Here is a 15,926-nt window from a genome sequence, read left to right on the forward strand (position 1 = left end):
TGTTCCTCCAGGTCACAGGGGAAGAGCGGTCGGCCGGCGGTGCCGCCAGGGGTGGGCGCGTTCGAGCTGTCCGGCCAGGGCGAGGACCGTGCCGTCCTGCCATCTGCCGCCGATGAGCTGGACGCCCAGAGGCAGGCCGCCGGGCTGCTCGACGAGCGGGACGGAGATCGCGGGCAGGCCGAGCATGTTGGCCAGCACGGTGAGCGAGGCGGTCTCCTCCGCCCGTCGCAGCGGTGCCCACGGGTCCGCGTCCTGTCCCTCCCAGAGGGAGCCCACACGGGGCGCGAGGACGGGGTTGGTCGGGGTGAGCAGGACGTCCACCGCGTCCCAGGCCTGGTACATCTCCGCCGACCGCAGCTGGAACTCCAGAATGGCGGTCACGTACGTCAGCGAGTCGGTGTCGCGGGCGGCCTGGCGGAGGGTCCGGTTGAGCGGTTCGACGGCGGACTCGTCGACCACCGCGCAGTCGGCCGAGCCGGTGGCGTACAGGATGTCGAACCGAGGGGTGAACCAGTCGGGGTCGAGGCCGGGGACGTCCTGTTCGACCACCTCGTGTCCGAGGTCGGCGAGCAGGTCGGCCGCGCGGCGGGCCAGGGCGGCGGCCGCGGGGTGCACCTGCGCGGGGAACGCCGGCTGGAGATTGATCCCGATGCGCAGCCGGTTCGGGTCACGCTCCGCCCGCTGCCGGAACGGCACGTCGGGGCGCGGAGGGGCGTACCAGGTCGGCCGGGGCGCGGCGGCGAGCACGTCCAGGATCGCCGCGGTGTCGAGCACGGTGCGGGTGAGCACGCCCTCCGTCGCGAAGCCCTCCATGTAGTGGGCGTCGGAGGGGACCAGGCCGCGGCTCGGCTTCATGCCCACCAGCCCGCAGTAGCTGGCGGGCTCCCGGATGGATCCGGCTCCGTCCGAGGCGTGCCCGACCGGCAGCAGGCCCGCTGCCACGGCCGCCGCCGAGCCGCCGCTGGATCCCCCCGGGCTGTGCTCCAGGTTCCAGGGGTTGCGGGTGGCGCCGTGGCGGGCCGACTCGGTGACCGAGACGGTGCCGAACTCCGGTGAGGTCGTCGCGCCGACGAAGACGAAGCCCGCCTCGCGCAGGGCCGCCACCGCCGGGGCGTCGTGCTTCATGACGTCGTGGCTGACGCCGTCGGACGCGCTGCACAGCGGCCAGCCGCGGACCGGGTGCAGGTCCTTGATCGCAATGGGGACGCCGAGGAACGGCGGCAGGGTCCCGCCCTGCCGTACCAGCGCGTCGGCGGCGTCGGCGGCCTGCCGGGCCTCGTCGGGGGCGACGTGGCAGAACGCGTTCAGCGCGGGATTGATCGCGTCGATGCGCGCGAGACAACTTTCCACGATCTCCCTGGAGCTCGCCTTGCCCGTCGCGATGTGATCGGCGAGCTCGGTGGCGGTCGGCCAGCCTTCGGGGCCGGTGCCGAGGGGGTCCGTCATCGTGCCTCCTGTTCCTTGCGGATCGCTCGGCGGGCAGGACGCCAGCCGGGGCCTGGGACGCTTGCGCGCAACAGGCGTGTGTACTGATGGTGCGGTTCGTCGAGCACTCGTGCGGCAGGGCCGCGTTCGACGATCGAGCCATCGCGCATGACGACGATCTCGTCGGCGACCTGACGGACGACGGCGAGGTCATGGCTGATGAACAGATACGCGACCCCCGTACGCTCGCGTACGTCCGTCAGCACGTTGAGCACCTGGGCCTGGATGGACACGTCGAGCGCGGCGACGGACTCGTCGAGGATGAGGATGCGTGGTTCGGAGGCGAGCGCCCTGGCGATGGCGACCCGCTGGCGCTGCCCGCCGGACAGCCCGGCCGGCCGGGCGCTCATCTGACGCTCGTCGAGGCCCACCAGGCCGGCGAGCTCGGTCACCCTGCGGCGCCTGCTGGCCGGGTCGAGGGAGGTGTGCAGGCGGAGGACCTCGTCCACGGCGGCGGCCGGGCTCTGCCGGGGGTCGAGGCTGGAGTAGGGGTCCTGGAAGACGATCTGGACCTCGCCGCCGCGCCTGCGACGCTCCCGTGCCGAGCGAGGCGGCTGGGAGCGGTCGCGCCCGCAGGCGGTGATGCGACCGGCCGTCGGTCTCTCGAGGCCGACGACCATGCGGGCCACGGTGGTCTTGCCCGATCCCGATTCGCCTACGACGGCCAAGGCATGCCCGGGACGCAGGGAGAAGCTGACGTCCGCCACGGCGACCGCATCCCCGAAGGTCTTGCGGAGCCCCTCCACTTCCAGGATCGCCTCAGTCATGCGACACCGCCTGAAGCTCCTCGGCGCGGACGCAGGCCACCTGGCCGTCCGCCACGGGTCGCAGCTCGGGGCGCCGTTCGCGGCAGCTCTCCCGCACGTGCGCGCAGCGAGGGCCGAACGCGCAGCCGTCCGGCGCCTCGAACGCCGACAGCGGGCGGCCGGGAATGGTCGCCAGACGGTCGGCCTTCCGTTCCAAGGAGGGGCGGGCGGCGGCGAGCGCGGCTGTATAGGGGTGCAGCGGGCGCTCGTGCAGCGACGCCGACGCCTGGACCTCCATGACCCGACCGGCGTACATGACCGCGGTCCGGTCGCAGACGGCCGCCGCCAGCTCCAGGTCGTGGGTGATGAACAGCATGGCAAGCCCGCGCTCGCGGCGCAGCTCGTCGAGGACGGCCATCACCTCCGCCTGAGTGGTGACATCGAGCGCCGTCGTGGGCTCGTCCGCCAGGAGCAACCGTGGCTCCGCGAGCAGCGCGGCCGCGATCATGACGCGTTGCAGCAGCCCGCCCGACAGCTCGTGGGGGTACTGGCGCAGCCGTCGCCGCGCGTCCGGCACCCCTACCTCGTCGAGTACGCGGGCGGCGCGGTCCTCGGCCGCTCGCCGGCTGCTACGGAGCGTCTCGGTGAGGAAGTCGCCCACGGTCCGTACCGGGTTGATGTGAGCGCGCGGATCTTGGAAGATCACCGGCACGCCGGCACGCAGCTCGCGCAGCGCCGCCCCACGCAACGCCCCGACATCAACGCCTCGGACCCGGATGCTGCCCTCCACACGTGCGCGGGGAGGGAGCAGCCGGACTATTGACCGGACGGTCATGGACTTGCCCGACCCGGATTCGCCCACCAATCCGACTGCTTCGCCCTCGGCGATGGACAGGGACACGTCGCTGAGCACCGGCTTGAGCCCGCTCTCGCCCGGCAGCGTCACGCTCAGCCGGTCGATGTCGAGGATGGCGTTCACGCCGCACCTCCTCGCCGGAGAAGCCGCCACGGGCGAGGGGCCCGGCGGCCGTCGGACAGCCGTTCGCCGAGCACGTTGAAGGCCACGACCAGCAGCACGATGCAGCCGCCTGCCAGCAGCGACTCGGCCGGGTAGCCCTGCAGCACGCCGGACTGCCCGCTCGCCACCATCACGCCCCAGTCGGCTTCCGGCGGCTGGACACCCAGCCCGAAGAACGACACGATCGCCAGATCCACCATGGCGTAGCCGAAGAACAGCGTCGCCTGGGCGGCGATGAGCGGCAGGAGGTTCGGCACGAGGTGTCGCACGCAGATCGCGAAAGCCCCTGCTCCCTGGACCTCCAGGGCCTGGATGTAGGGTTGGCGCCGCTCGGCGAGGGCGGCGCTGCGCACCAGCCGGGCGATGTACGGGACATACGCGACGGCGAGCGCGAATACCGCCGAGGTGAGCCCCGGGCCGAAGACGGCGGCGACCAGCATCGCGAGCAGGACACCGGGGAAGGCGAACATCACTTCCAGCACGGCGGACACCACGGAGTCCAGCCATCCGCCGAACCACGCCGCGGCGATCGCGATGGCCGTTCCCGCCGTCATGCTCAGCGCGACGACCCAGAGCGGGCCGAGCAGCGAGGTCCGCGCGCCGGTCAGCAGGCGAGCGAGCAGATCACGGCCCTGGCCGTCGTACCCGAGAGGATGCCCCGGACCGGGGGCCGCATAGGCGTGGGCGAAGTCGCTGGCGTTCGGGTCAGTGGAGGAGAGCGCCGGACCGACCGCGGCGAGGACCACCGCCGCGATGATCACGGTCGCGGCCGCCGCACCGAGCGGGCCCAGTCTGCCGCGTCCGGTCCGAAGGATTCCGTAGGCCGCCGTGGTTGCGGTCATGGCCGCCTCTCCAGCTGGATCCGCGGGTCGAGAACCGTCGCCCCGACGTCGACCAAGGTGTTGACCAGCACGAAGGCCGTGACGAGTACGAGCGAGATGCCCTGCACCACGGCGAAGTCCTTCGACAGCGCGGCACTCACCAGGTACGCTCCCAGCCCGTTGAGGCCGAAGGCCCGCTCGACCACGGCGGCCAGCGCGATCATGGAGGCGACGGTCATACCGGCCAGCGTGCTGATCGGGATGGCGGCGTTGCGCAGGGCGTGGCGGCGCACGACGGCCGCGTACGGGATGCCTCGGCTGATCGCCGTCTGCACGTGCTCACGGTCCAGTTGCTCGCGCACCGAGGTCCGGGTGACGCGGGCGATGGCGGCGGTGGCGGAGGCCGCGAGGGCGAAGGCCGGCAGCGTGAGGTGCCGGAGGCCGTCCCAGAGCCCTGAGCCGTTGCCGAGCGCGGGCAGCCACCGCAGGCCGACCGCGAAGACCCCGATGAGGACGATCGCGGCGACGAAGGGCGGGATCGCGACCGCCACCGCCGTCGAGACCACCACCAGCGAGTCCACGACCCCCGGCCGAAGCGCCGCCAGCAGCCCGAACGCCACCCCGGCGATCAGGACGATCACCGTGGCGTAGAGGACGAGGGCCACGGTCGTCCCGGCGCGTGAGGCGATGAGAGCCGACACGTCCTGCCGCAGGACGATCGACACGCCCAGATCGCCCCGCACCGCGTTGCCCAGCCACCTGGCGTACTGGAGGAGGAACGGCTCGTCCAGGTGATAGCGCTCCACCAGCACCTGAACGCTCTCGGGCGGCAACGACCGGCCACCTGCGAGCGTCGCCAGGGGGTTTCCGGGGGCGACCGAGAGCCCGGCGAACACCACGAAACTGGACACCAGGAGCGTCGCCGCCAGCATGACGGCCCGTCGGGCGAGATAGGTGATCATGCGGCTAGCCCACCGCTCCGAGCCGGTCCGCCCATGGTGCGAACAGATGTTGGGAGGAGACCGGGGCCCCGGTGAGCTTGGCGTTGAGCACCAGGACCGTGTCCGGCGCGACGATCGGGATCCACGGCATGTCCTGGGTCAGGGCCTGTTGCGCCTGGACGGTGTGCTTGGCCCGCTCTCGCGCGTCCTCGGTGCCGCGGGCGCGTTCGAGCAGGTCGGCCACGTCCGGATTGCGGTAGCGTCCGTAGTCCTGCGGGCCGCCGGGGATGGAGAGGGTCGCGTAGAGGGCGCCGGGGTCGGCCCAGTTGGGGTAGTTGGTGGTGAAGAAGCCGTCCACCTCGGCTCGGGCCTTCGGGTCCAGGAAGAACCCGCTGTAGGCGTCGGCGGAGACGGCCTTCAGCTGGGCCTTCAGCCCGATCTTCTCGGCCGCCGTCTTGAAGAGGTTGGCCTCGGTGACGAGCTTGTTGAGCTCGTTGCTCATGCCGAACGTCACGGTCTTGCCCGTCGCTCCGGCCTCCTGGACGAGCTTGCGCGCGGCCTGCAGGTCGACTTCGGGCGCGGGCAAGGCGTTCCACGCCGCCTGAAAGGCCTCCCGCTCGTATCCCCACGTCCCGGGGGTGCCGAGCGCGCGGGCAGGCTGAGCACTCCCTTTGTAGAGAGTCTGGATGTAGGCCTCGCGGTCGACGGCCAGCGACAGCGCGCGACGTACCCGCGCGTCGGACAGCGGGCCGCTGCTCATATCGGCGACGATCAGGGCGTCGATGAGGTATGACGGGCCGCGGTAGACCTTCACCGCCTGGCCGGCGCGAACCTGGTCCATCGTCGACAGTGGCAGCTCGAGGTAGCCGCCGTCCACCTCTCCGGTGAGCAGTGCCGCCGTCAGCGTGGCCTCGTCGGGGATGCCCCTGAAGTCGATCTGCCGCACCAGCGGTGCCGCCTCGCGGTTCCAGTAGCCATCGTTCCGCACCACGGACAGTGTGTCCCCGGTACGCCACTGGCCGAGCCGGTAGGAGCCCGTGCACATGGCGCCGCCCTTGACAGTGCCGTAGTCCTTGCCCTTCGCCTCGACGTACCGCTTCGACACCACCATCCCGGGCATGTACGACAGGACGTCGCGCAGCCAGTAGTCCGGCTGCTTGAGCTTCAGTGTGACCTGTAGCGGGCCGGTGACCTCGACCGAGTCCACCCGGTTCAGCATGGGAACCCAGTAGCTGCCGCCCTTCGGATCGCGGTTGCGCTCGACGCTGAAGGCGACATCCTCGGCCGTCATGGGAGATCCATCCCAGAATGTGACGCCCTCGCGCAGCGTCAGGACAGCGGTCTTCGGATCGGAGAAGTCCAGCTTCGTCGCCAGGCCCGGTTCCACCGAGCCGTCAGCGCCCTGGCGGAACAGCGACTCGCACATGAGACTCGTCACGGTGATCTCGGGATAGTCACCTGCGGTGATCGGGTCGATGGAGGTGGTGCCGCGGTAGAGCGCCCAGGTGATCCGGTCGACTTTCCCGGTGCCCGGCGGGGTGGTCGTGACCAGTTCCTGCTGCGGTGCGCCACTCGGTGCCGCCGTGCCCGCGGTGCTCCCGGTGTCCCGATAGCAGCCCGAGGTGATCAATGTCAGTGCGGCCGCTGTAGTGGCGATGATCCTGTTTCGCACGCCTTGCATCTGTTACCGCCATGTGTGCCAGGGGCCGCTAGGGCGCCCCATAGAGAAGTTGGTCGAACGATCGCTCAAATAATTGCTCACGTCAAGACAATCTTGATTAAATTCCTGCTTCTACCTCGATCAACGCGTCACCGAGGACATCCAGGAAGAGGTCGCAGTCCGTCTCCGTCAGGACGAGCGGTGGCTTGATCTTGAGGACGTTGTCGTCCGGCCCGTCGGTGGAGATCAGGGCGCCACGCGCCTTCACCGCTTCCTTCAGCGCGGCGGCGTGGGCGGAGGCGGGCCGGCGCCCGTCGAGGCTCAGCTCCACGCCGATGAACAACCCTTCGCCGCGTACATCGCCGATCAGGGGGTGGCGGTCCCGCAGCCGTCGCAGACCGCGCAGCAACTGCTCTCCTCGTTGTCGCGCGTTGGCCTGCAGGCGCTCGTCCCGGATGACGTCGAGGACGGCCAGTCCGATCTCGGCGGAGACCGGATTGCCGCCGAAGGTGTTGAAGTACTCCATCCCGGTCTCGAAGGAGCGGGCGACCTCTGGAGTGGTCACCACGGCGGCCAGCGGATGGCCGTTGCCCAGCGGCTTGCCCAGCGTGACGATGTCGGGCACGACGTCCTGAAGCTCGAAGCCCCAGAAATGCCGCCCCACCCGTCCCAGGCCCACCTGTACCTCGTCGGTGACGCAGACTCCGCCCGCGCTGCGCACGTGCTCGAAGGCCTCACGCAGGTAGCCGTCCGGGTACACGATCTGGCCGCCGCAGCTCTGCAACGACTCGGCGAAGTACGCCGCCGGTCTTCGTCCCCGGGCCGTCAGCCCGGTGATCCGCTCGCCGACCGAGGTGGCGTACCGCCTGCCGACGTCGTCGTCCCGGTCAGCTCGTAGCCGGCCTCGGAAGGGATCGGGGAGCTCGCAGACGTGTGTGGTGTCCGGCTTGCCGCGCCCGCCCCGCCGGTTGAACTTGTACGGGCTCAGCCCGATCTGTGAAGTGAGGTGCCCGTGATAGGCGTGGTCGAGCACCAACACGTCCTGCGCGCCGGTGTGGGCCATGGCCAGCCTGAGCGCGAGGTCGTTGGCCTCGGAGCCGGAATTGACGAAGAAGCACACCCGCAACGGGTCCGGGAGTAGCTCGACCAGGCGGCGGGCGTACTCGACGACGGACTCGTGCAGGTAGCGGGTGTTGGTGTTGAGCCTGGCCGCCTGCCGGTGTGCCGCCTCCACCACGCGAGGATGGCTGTGGCCCACATGGCAGACATTGTTGACCAGGTCCAGCCACCGTCGGCCGGAGGAGTCGTAGAGATAGGCCGCTTCACCTCGGACGAGGTGCAAGGGCTCGCGGTAGGACAGGCTCAAGGCCCTGCTGAACGTGCTGCGACGGCGGGCTGCCAGGGCGGGTGCGTCCTTGCGTACGCGTGCGGCGCCGCCGTCCGGACGTCCCAGGAGCAGATTGGGGTCGAGGCTCACGCTGGTCCACAGGTCCGCTTCGTCGCGCGGAGCGAGGCCGATGTCCACCCCGACGAGATGGGTCAGCAGCCGAAGGCTCAGGTGTGAACCCCTGATCGTCCCCAGCGGATCACCGGGTGCCGGTTTGTCGCCCGGGCCGATCGCGCCCGCGTCCAGATGCTCGTACAGGGTCCAGAACGGCACGCCATCGTCCGTCCGGTGCTCCAGCAGGACGGACTCCGGCCCCGCCGTACGGACTATGCCGGGGAGAGGGCATCGCACGGTGTCCGCCTCGCCGGCGTATAGGTCGCAGCCCAGGTGAATGCCGCTGTCCGACTCCTCGGCATGACGAGTCAGCACCAGCCGGGCGTCCGCACGCGAGCCAAGATCGGACCGGGGTACCACGACAGCGGCGCAGGTGGCCGCGTCGTCGTCCAGGACGGAGACGGGACGGGCGGCTCCGGACTCGAAGTGCTGGCGCACGAGCCGGGCCAGCGGGTTCGCCTCGAACCCCACCGCGTCACGCAGCAGGAAATGGGCGAGATCCGGGCTGGTCTCCACCGACCGCCGCAGCGCCTGCGCCACACCTTGCTGACTGACAAGCAGGTAGTCGTTGCCAGGATCTTTCGCGTGCTGGTAGGCGGACAGGCAGATGCTCATCGCCAGCCGGGTACGCATGAGGTCGAAGAGGACCTCCAGCTCGACCGGCTGGAGCGGTGTCACGGCATCGAATCCGCGTACCAGCGGCAGCACCGCACGCAGCGGATCGGCATGACCTTGCATCGCGTAGGCGCCGGCCACTGCCAGTCCGCAGACGCGCGGGCTCCACACCACGTCGCCGAAGTCGATGAGTCCGGCGACGCCGCCATCGTCCACCAGGATGTTGAGCTCGTTCGCGTCGTTGTGGATGACCTGGTGGGGCAGTGCCGCCAGCCGCGGGGCGACGTGGTCGCCGTAGCGCTCGAACACCTCGGCCACCAGCGGGCGGAGGTCGCCGGCGACCATCGGCGTCAGCTCCGCCACCTTTGGCGCGCTCGTCAGGTTCCACGACAGCTCACGCCGCATCGCGGGGTGCGTGAAGTCCCGCAGCGCGAGATCAACCTCGGCGACCTGGCGTCCGAGGTTCCGTAGGAGTTCCTCGGTCGGCTCGGCCTCCGCCCAAGGACGGCCGTCCATCCAGGTCAGGACCCGGCAAATGCGCGGGCCGTCAGACCAGGAGACGGTGACGGAAGACCGCCCATCGAGGGCCCGCACGACACGCGGGGCGGGAGGGGGATCAGGCTGTCCAGCCAGGTGCAGCAGCGCCGCGTCCTGCAGATCCAGCTCAGCTGGGTCGGTGCCGGAAGAGTGCAACTTGACGACGTACTGCTCGCCACCATCACTGATCAGCCGGAAGTTGCGATCGCTCTCGCCGGGAAGCGGCCGCAGGCGGCCATGCAGCCCGAACCACCGCTGGGCGATATCGGCGACACGATCCAACTGGTCTGGCGAACTCGAAGCGGTTGCGATCGGCCGCCCGTCATCGCGGTCCTTCGCGGTACGCGCCATGTCGTCTCCTCATAAAGATGATCGAACGATCGCTCAAAAAACTGGTGGTGTCAAGACCCGCCCACACTCCTGGCTCAGGTGTGGGAGGGCTCGTTGCGCGGTTCGATGGACAGCTCGACCCGCTCCAGCAGCAGGTCCGGGTCGGGCATGGTGAGATCGTGGACTTGGAGGAGGCGGCCCGCACGGCTCGCGCCCATCAGTGACAGGGCCATGTCGCCGAAGCGTTCGCACAGTTGCGGGATGCTGAGCTCGCCGTCGGGTCGATACCAGTGGGCGATCCCGGTCGCCATCTGCAGCAACGCCAGACGCGCGACGCTGCCGCGATCCTGGAAGACGCCGTCGCGAACGCCGGCCCGCAACGTCTCGGCCCATACCCCCTCATAGGCGTCGCGTAGCTGCTGGATGCCTTCCCGGGCATCGCCGGTCAACGCCTGGAACTCGTGGTCGGCGACCTTGGCGGCGCGAGGGTTGCGCGCGTGGAAGGCGACGTGCACGGCCATGAGCACGACGAGGCGCTCTGCCGGGTCGTCGATGTCGCGGAGCGTCTCTTCGCTGCTGGACATCAGAAGGTCCATGACGCGGCGAGTGACAGCCTCCAGCATTTCATCCTTGGAGGCGGCGTAGTAGTACATCCCGGAGACGGCGACTCCTGCCGTCTCAGCGATGTCGCGGATGCCCGTGCCGTGGAAGCCCCGTTCGGAGAAGAGCCAGCATGCGGCACGAAGGAGTTGCAACTCGGTGCGCACCGAGCGGGCGCGACGAGAGGATTTCGCCTTCATCCGGCCACCGCTGGTCCGCTGGCCCCCGGGCTGGTTGGTGGTCGCCATGATGCCGAACTATTCCATAGCCAGTGCGGTAAAGGGGTTCGTCACGGTGAGTGCCGTGATCTCGGCTTCGCTCACACCCATCCGGCGCATCAGCGGGATGACGTTCTCCAGGATGTGCGTGTAGCCGGGACCGCCGTAGCGGCGCAGGTACACCTTCTGGCAGATGTCCTGAGCGATCAGCAGCCGGTCGCCGAAGCCCGCCTCGATCAGCATCTGGAGCCACTCGATGCGCGTGCGGTCGTTGGGCCGGCGGGCGTCGGGGTTGAAGGCGTAGTAGCTGGATTCCTGCCCGAACAGGTCCAGCTCCAGGTAGCAGCCCGTGGCGGCGAGCTCCAACAGCTCCTCGGGCCGCCACACGGTGCGGTCGAGATGCGACATGATCACCCTTGCCGGGTCGCCGCCCGCGTCCAGGACCGTGCGCATGGCTTCGAGGGGCGCCCGCGGGTGACGGCCGGGATGGATCTGCAGTGGCGCGCCCGTGACCTGTTGCGCGCGGCAGGCAGCGCGCAACACTTTCTCCTCGACGGGATGCACCGGCCAGCTCAAACCGATCTCGCCGATGAGCCCCGCGCGGACACCGGTGTCGCCCACGCCTTCCCGCACGTCCGCGACGATCTCCTCACAGACGGCCTCGGCCGGCACTTCGGCGAGCCCGGCCGGATGGTAGTCACGACAGTAGTAGCCGCTTCCCATCACGATGTGAATCCCGCTGCCGCGTGAGACGCGGGCGAGCCCGAGCGGGTCTCGGCCCAGTCCCACCGAGGTGGAGTCCACCACCGTGCCTCCGCCCGCCCCGCGATAGAGAATCAGTTCTTCGGTGGCGTCCTGCTCGGACAGCAGCCGCAGGTTGTCGAGATTGAGGACCGCGCGCTTGATCCAGTCATGGTTGTCGAGGCGTACCGGCTCGGCGACGCGGGCTCTGACCGATGCGGGGAACTCCTGCCGGATGGACGTCGCCGGTGACGCGTCACCCGCCACGGGCTCCACGCCCCAGTGCCGCACGATGGCCGACATGTCGGACAGCACGTGCTCGTGCGGCTGTGTGTGGCCGAGCTCGGACGGTTCCACGTCTCCGAGGACAGTGCGCACTCGCCGCGCCGGAAGCCTTGTCATCCAGTTATTCTATCGATCGTTTGGACAAATAAACAACCATGATCATTAAGCGTAGTAGCGCGGGTGGGCCTCGCCGGCGAACTACCCCTCGTGGCCCAGCACCCGCCGTACGCCCGCCGCCCCCCAGATCGTGGCCAGCCCGGCGTACACACTCAACAGCGCCATGCTCGCCGACCCGAGCACCACCGACGTGACGATCGCCAGGACGAGCACGGCCGTCCAGCCGTACAGGAGCGCGCGCCCGCGAGCCGAGCCCGTGTGCACGGCTTCCTGAACGGCGGTGACCAGCGCCATGACGGCCACGCCCGCGGTGCCGAGCGCGTCCTGACCGAGGGCCACGCCTAGGACGAGCAGCGCCGCGCCCGCGATCACGAGGCCGCAGCACAGGATGGCGACGCGGGAATCGGCGCCCTCGAAGAGCAGCCGGGTGGCCTTGGCGCGGGCCAGCCGGAGCGTGGTCCAGGCCTCGGCGACCCACGCCGCCCAGTGCAGGACCGCGATGAGGATGAAGACCACGATGAGGGGCGGGACCGCGGGCAGCAGGAACACCAGCCGCCACCCCCCACGGAACCTGCCCCGCAACCGCGCGAGCTGCCGGTAGAGGGGATTGCGCTGCTTCAGCGCCAGCACGAGGAGGTCCCGGGCCTGGTCGAAGCCGGGGTCGAGGCGGAGCACCTCGCGGAAGGCGTCCGCCGCCCGCCGGGGGTCGCCGAAGGCCAGCGCCGCGCGGCCGTACGCCAGGTGCGCGGTGGCGCTCTCCGGGTCCAGCTGTACGGCGTGCGCGGCGGCGGCCGTGGCCTGCTCCGCATCGCCGAGCCCGGTGAGAGCCACCGCCAGCAGGCTGGCCAGGTCGGACTCCTGCGGATCGACGGCCAGCCCGCGGCGGGCCGCGTCGGCCGCCTGCGGCCACTGGCCCTTGAACACGTGGACGCGGGCCAGCAGCTCCCAGGTCGGCGCGTACTCGGGCTCGAGGTCCAGGGAGGCGTGAACGGCGGTCAGCGCCTCATCGGGCCGGCCGGCGCGCAGCAGCACCTGTCCGGCCACGTAGTGCGGGAACCACTGGTCGGGCGCCAGCCGTACCGCCTCATAGGCCTCCGCGATCGCCTCGGCCACGCTGCCCTGCTGGACCAGGGCGAGGGCCAGGAAGGAGTGTGCGCTGATGTGCTGCGGTTCCTGGGCGAGGGCCCCGCGCAGCTCCCGTTCGGCCTCGGCCGGGCGGCGCATCTGCAGCAGCGTGCGCGCCCGCTGTACCGGGTCGGCGACGGTCACCACTTGCCCTTGACCCAGGGCATCAGCTCGTCCCAGGCGCCGGAGTCGTTGGCGTGCATCACATAGTTGCGCGCGGTGGCCATCCACTCGCGAACCGCGGTCGGCCGTACGCTCTGCGCCGCGGCCAGCAGGTCGGGCGTCGACAGCGGGATGGGCCGGCCCGCGCTGATCGACTGCTGGAGCTTGACCTCCACCGCCCGGTCCACCACACCCTTCAGGTCCGCCCCGACGAAGTGGTCGGTGACCCGTGCGACCGCGTCGAAGTCCATCTCGGCCAGCGGCTTGTCCCGGCACAGGATGCGCAGGATGGCCGCGCGGGCCGCCGGGTCGGGCGGCGGTACGAACACCGGCTGGTCGAACCGGCCGGGACGACGGAACGCCACGTCCACGTACCAGGGGGCGTTCGTGGCCGCCAGCACCAGGACACCCTCGTTGGCGTTCTGGTCGACGCCGTCGAGCTCGGCCAGGAACTGGTTGACCAACTGCCGCGTGTGCGCCTGGCGCATGTCCGAACGGCGGGCGGCCAGCGCGTCGACCTCGTCGAAGAACAGCACGCACGGCCGGTTACGGCGGGCCAGATCGAACGTGGCCCGCAGGTTGCGCTCGCTGGAGCCGATGTACATGTCCAGGATGTCGGCCAGTCCGACGTTGACGAACGACGCGCCGAGCTCTCCGGCGGCGGCCCTGGCCAGGTGCGTCTTGCCCGCTCCCGGCGGGCCGTACAGCAGCACCCCGCCGCCGGCGCGCTTGCCGTACGCGGCGAACAGGTCCGGCTGCTGGATCGGCAGCAGGAGCTTGACCCGCAGCGACTCCTTCACCGCCTCCATGCCCGCCACCTCCGCGAAGGTGAGCTTGGAACGCTCGACCTCCGCGGTGGCCTGATCCGCCGGAGCGGGCGCGGGTGCGGGCGCGGGCGGTGCCGGGTACGGCGACGCGTGCGGAGCGGGTGCGGCGTAGGGCGAGGCGGGCGCCGGCGGTGCGGCGTACGGCGTCACGGGTGGGGCCGACAGCCGGGCGGCCAGGTCAGGATCGCCCACGGACGGATCACGGGAGACCGCCTCGTGATAGCGGTAGGCCGCCCCGGCCGTGTCCCCCTCACCGAGCAGCGCCCGAGCCGCCAGCACACCCAGCTTGGGCTGGTAGGCGGACGAGGTCAGCAACGGCTCGAGCGCGGCCAGCGCGGCGCCAAAGGCGCTCTGCCGGACGAACGCCTCCGCCAGCCCGGCCGTGATGTCCGCGTCCTTGGGCGCGAGGACGAGCGCGGCGCGGTATTCGGCCTCGGCCTCGCCGAGGTACCCCTTGGCCAGGAGCTGCCCGGCGAGGTGCTGCCGGAGGGGAAGGTTGTCCGGAGAGAGACGCGCCGCATCGCGGAGCGCCTGGAGACCGGCGTCGTCGAGCACGTGCCGTCCCTTCTGTCGCAGGTTTCGGTCCGTCTTGAACTACGCAAGATACCGAAAACCAACTCACACCGGTCAGCCCGCGGCGGAGTCGCGCGTGCGGCCGTGGGCGTCGTGCGGGAGGTCGGCGTAGTGCCACTGGTGGTCGCGGGCCTGCCGGCACGCGGTCTCCAGGTCGCCGTCCTCCATCGCGGCCAGCAACTCGGCGTGGTCGCGCACGATGTCGTGCAGGTCGACCTCGGTGGCGACCATCGTGACCGACGTGCGCGCCTCGATCTGCAGGCCCTCCCAGGAGAGCTTGAGCAGCTCGTTGTGCGCGGCCTCCACGATGCGCCGGTGGAAGGACACGCTGGCGCGCGCCGACGCCTCGCCGTCGCCGCGCTCGGCGGCGGCCCGCATCGCCGCCACATCCGCCCGCAGCGCCTCCACCGGCACGGTCCCGGCCAGCAGGGCGAGCCGGGTGGCCGTCTCCTCCAGCGCCGCCCGTACGACGTAGCTCTCGCGCAGCGTCTCCTGGACGAAGGGCCGGACGAAGGTGCCGCGGCGCGGCTGGGTCTCCACCAGCCGCATGACCTCCAGCTCGCGCAGCGCCTCGCGCACGGGTGCCTGGCTGGTGCCGTAGGTCGCCGCGAGCCGCGTCTCCACCAGCCGCTCGCCGGGCCTGAACTGGCCGGACACGATCCTGCTGACCAGCGAGTCGCGGATCTGCCGCGCCAGCGTGAGCCGCGGCAGCTTGGAGGGCTCTTCGGTCATGAGACCGATCCTAATGCTCCTCTTGACGTCATCCACACGATAATCAATTATCGATAATTGACGAGAGGGGCCGCACATGGTGATCCAGGCGGTGCACGTGCCGGAGTCCGCCGAGGCCGCGATCACCTACTCGGCGCAGGGTGCCTGGATCATGGGTGGCGGCACCGTGGTGATGCCGCTGATGAACAGCGGGGCCGCGCCCGCGACCGAGCTGGTCAGCCTGTGCCGGGCCGGGCTGGACGGCGTCGAGGTCCGCGACGGGGTGGCCAGGATCGGCGCGGCGGCCACCCTCACCGCCGTCGGCGAGCATCCCGGGCTCGCCTTCCTGCGCCCGGCGCTGCGGACGATCGCCTCCCCGACCATCCGCAACCAGGCCACCGTGGGCGGCAACCTGTTCGTCGCCCAGCCGTACGGCGACCTGGCCGTCTGCCTGCTCGCCCTTGACGCGACCTGCGAGATCGCCGGGCCGGACGGCCGGCGTGACGCGCCGGTGGCCGACGTGCTGACCTCCGGGGTCGCCCCGGGCGAGATCGTGGTGGCGGTACGGGCCGCGCTTCCCGAGCCGGGCGCCTGGCACTACCACAAGGCCATGCGCCGCCGCCTGAACTCGGCGGCGATCGTGACCGTCGCCTCCGTGACCCGTACCGCCGACGGCCTGGTCACCTTCTCCAGGATCGCGCTCGGGGGAGTGGCCCCGCGTCCGGTCCGCGCGCTGTCGGCCGAGCGTCTGCTGCGGCGCCGCCCGCTGACCCACGAGGTCCTCACCGAGGCCGGCGCGGCGGCCCACGACGACATCGACCCCTTCGACGACGCCTACGCCAGCGCGTGGTACCGGGCCCGGGTCCTGCCCGTGCATCTGCGCCGCGCCTTCCTCCCCTGAAACGAGCCAGCT

At 70.8% G+C, this 15,926-nt stretch carries 13 protein-coding genes; 1 reads left to right on the forward strand and 12 read right to left on the reverse strand.

Features of this window, described 5'->3' with window-relative positions:
• Positions 1–12: 12 nt before the first annotated feature.
• From KME78_RS48590 to KME78_RS48645, 12 genes are all read right to left on the reverse strand, one after another.
• The gene (locus KME78_RS48590) at positions 13–1,446 is read right to left on the reverse strand and encodes an amidase (RefSeq protein ID WP_219536789.1); all 1,434 of its coding nucleotides are present in this window, start codon (positions 1,444–1,446) and stop codon (positions 13–15) included.
• On the reverse strand, positions 1,443–2,252 hold the full coding sequence (locus KME78_RS48595) for an ABC transporter ATP-binding protein (protein ID WP_219536790.1): 810 nt from the start codon (positions 2,250–2,252) through the stop codon (positions 1,443–1,445). Before KME78_RS48595 ends, KME78_RS48590 begins: the two co-directional genes overlap by 4 nt.
• Positions 2,245–3,210, reverse strand: coding sequence for an ABC transporter ATP-binding protein (locus KME78_RS48600; RefSeq protein ID WP_219536791.1), 966 nt, complete (start codon positions 3,208–3,210; stop codon positions 2,245–2,247). The genes KME78_RS48595 and KME78_RS48600 overlap by 8 nt, the downstream gene beginning before the upstream one ends.
• Complete coding sequence (locus tag KME78_RS48605; protein WP_219536792.1) at positions 3,207–4,091, reverse strand: ABC transporter permease; 885 nt, start codon at positions 4,089–4,091, stop codon at positions 3,207–3,209. The genes KME78_RS48600 and KME78_RS48605 overlap by 4 nt, the downstream gene beginning before the upstream one ends.
• Positions 4,088–5,032: an ABC transporter permease gene (locus tag KME78_RS48610; protein ID WP_219536793.1), complete on the reverse strand. Its 945-nt coding sequence runs from the start codon at positions 5,030–5,032 to the stop codon at positions 4,088–4,090. The genes KME78_RS48605 and KME78_RS48610 overlap by 4 nt, the downstream gene beginning before the upstream one ends.
• A 4-nt stretch (positions 5,033–5,036) precedes the next feature.
• Complete coding sequence (locus tag KME78_RS48615; protein ID WP_219536794.1) at positions 5,037–6,683, reverse strand: ABC transporter substrate-binding protein; 1,647 nt, start codon at positions 6,681–6,683, stop codon at positions 5,037–5,039.
• Between the two features lie 106 nt (positions 6,684–6,789).
• Positions 6,790–9,675 (reverse strand): aminotransferase class III-fold pyridoxal phosphate-dependent enzyme, encoded by a 2,886-nt coding sequence (locus KME78_RS48620; RefSeq protein ID WP_219536795.1) that lies wholly within the window; start codon positions 9,673–9,675, stop codon positions 6,790–6,792.
• Positions 9,676–9,749: 74 nt separating this feature from the next.
• Positions 9,750–10,502 carry a TetR/AcrR family transcriptional regulator gene (locus tag KME78_RS48625; RefSeq protein ID WP_219536796.1) on the reverse strand — a complete coding sequence of 251 codons (753 nt, stop codon included), beginning with the start codon at positions 10,500–10,502 and terminating at the stop codon, positions 9,750–9,752.
• Positions 10,503–10,511: 9 nt separating this feature from the next.
• Positions 10,512–11,615: a phosphotriesterase family protein gene (locus KME78_RS48630; protein ID WP_219536797.1), complete on the reverse strand. Its 1,104-nt coding sequence runs from the start codon at positions 11,613–11,615 to the stop codon at positions 10,512–10,514.
• Between the two features lie 81 nt (positions 11,616–11,696).
• Positions 11,697–12,884, reverse strand: a complete 1,188-nt coding sequence (locus KME78_RS48635; RefSeq protein ID WP_219536798.1) for a tetratricopeptide repeat protein — start codon at positions 12,882–12,884, stop codon at positions 11,697–11,699.
• A complete protein-coding gene (locus KME78_RS67625; protein WP_219536799.1) occupies positions 12,881–14,284 on the reverse strand; it encodes an ATP-binding protein in 1,404 nt (467 codons plus the stop codon). Before KME78_RS67625 ends, KME78_RS48635 begins: the two co-directional genes overlap by 4 nt.
• 72 nt (positions 14,285–14,356) lie before the next feature.
• Positions 14,357–15,034, reverse strand: a complete 678-nt coding sequence (locus tag KME78_RS48645) for a GntR family transcriptional regulator (RefSeq protein WP_219536800.1) — start codon at positions 15,032–15,034, stop codon at positions 14,357–14,359.
• 76 nt (positions 15,035–15,110) lie between these two features.
• On the opposite strand from KME78_RS48645, the gene KME78_RS48650 reads away from it, so the two are divergent.
• Entirely contained in the window at positions 15,111–15,914 is an 804-nt protein-coding gene (locus tag KME78_RS48650) for an FAD binding domain-containing protein (RefSeq protein ID WP_219536801.1), read from the forward strand.
• The last annotated feature ends 12 nt before the right edge of the window (positions 15,915–15,926 follow it).

Source organism: Nonomuraea guangzhouensis, assembly GCF_019396345.1.
Classification (GTDB): domain Bacteria; phylum Actinomycetota; class Actinomycetes; order Streptosporangiales; family Streptosporangiaceae; genus Nonomuraea; species Nonomuraea guangzhouensis.

Excerpts from the sequence above, each read along its gene's own strand:
- KME78_RS48590 (WP_219536789.1), bottom strand. The coding sequence starts at position 1,446 with ATGACGGACCCCCTCGGCACCGGCCCCGAAGGCTGGCCGACCGCCACC.
- KME78_RS48595 (WP_219536790.1), bottom strand. The coding sequence starts at position 2,252 with ATGACTGAGGCGATCCTGGAAGTGGAGGGGCTCCGCAAGACCTTCGGG.
- KME78_RS48605 (WP_219536792.1), bottom strand. The coding sequence starts at position 4,091 with ATGACCGCAACCACGGCGGCCTACGGAATCCTTCGGACCGGACGCGGC.
- KME78_RS48610 (WP_219536793.1), bottom strand. The coding sequence starts at position 5,032 with ATGATCACCTATCTCGCCCGACGGGCCGTCATGCTGGCGGCGACGCTC.
- KME78_RS48620 (WP_219536795.1), bottom strand. The coding sequence starts at position 9,675 with ATGGCGCGTACCGCGAAGGACCGCGATGACGGGCGGCCGATCGCAACC.
- KME78_RS48625 (WP_219536796.1), bottom strand. The coding sequence starts at position 10,502 with ATGGCGACCACCAACCAGCCCGGGGGCCAGCGGACCAGCGGTGGCCGG.
- KME78_RS48630 (WP_219536797.1), bottom strand. The coding sequence starts at position 11,615 with ATGACAAGGCTTCCGGCGCGGCGAGTGCGCACTGTCCTCGGAGACGTG.
- KME78_RS48645 (WP_219536800.1), bottom strand. The coding sequence starts at position 15,034 with ATGACCGAAGAGCCCTCCAAGCTGCCGCGGCTCACGCTGGCGCGGCAG.
- KME78_RS48650 (WP_219536801.1), top strand. The coding sequence starts at position 15,111 with ATGGTGATCCAGGCGGTGCACGTGCCGGAGTCCGCCGAGGCCGCGATC.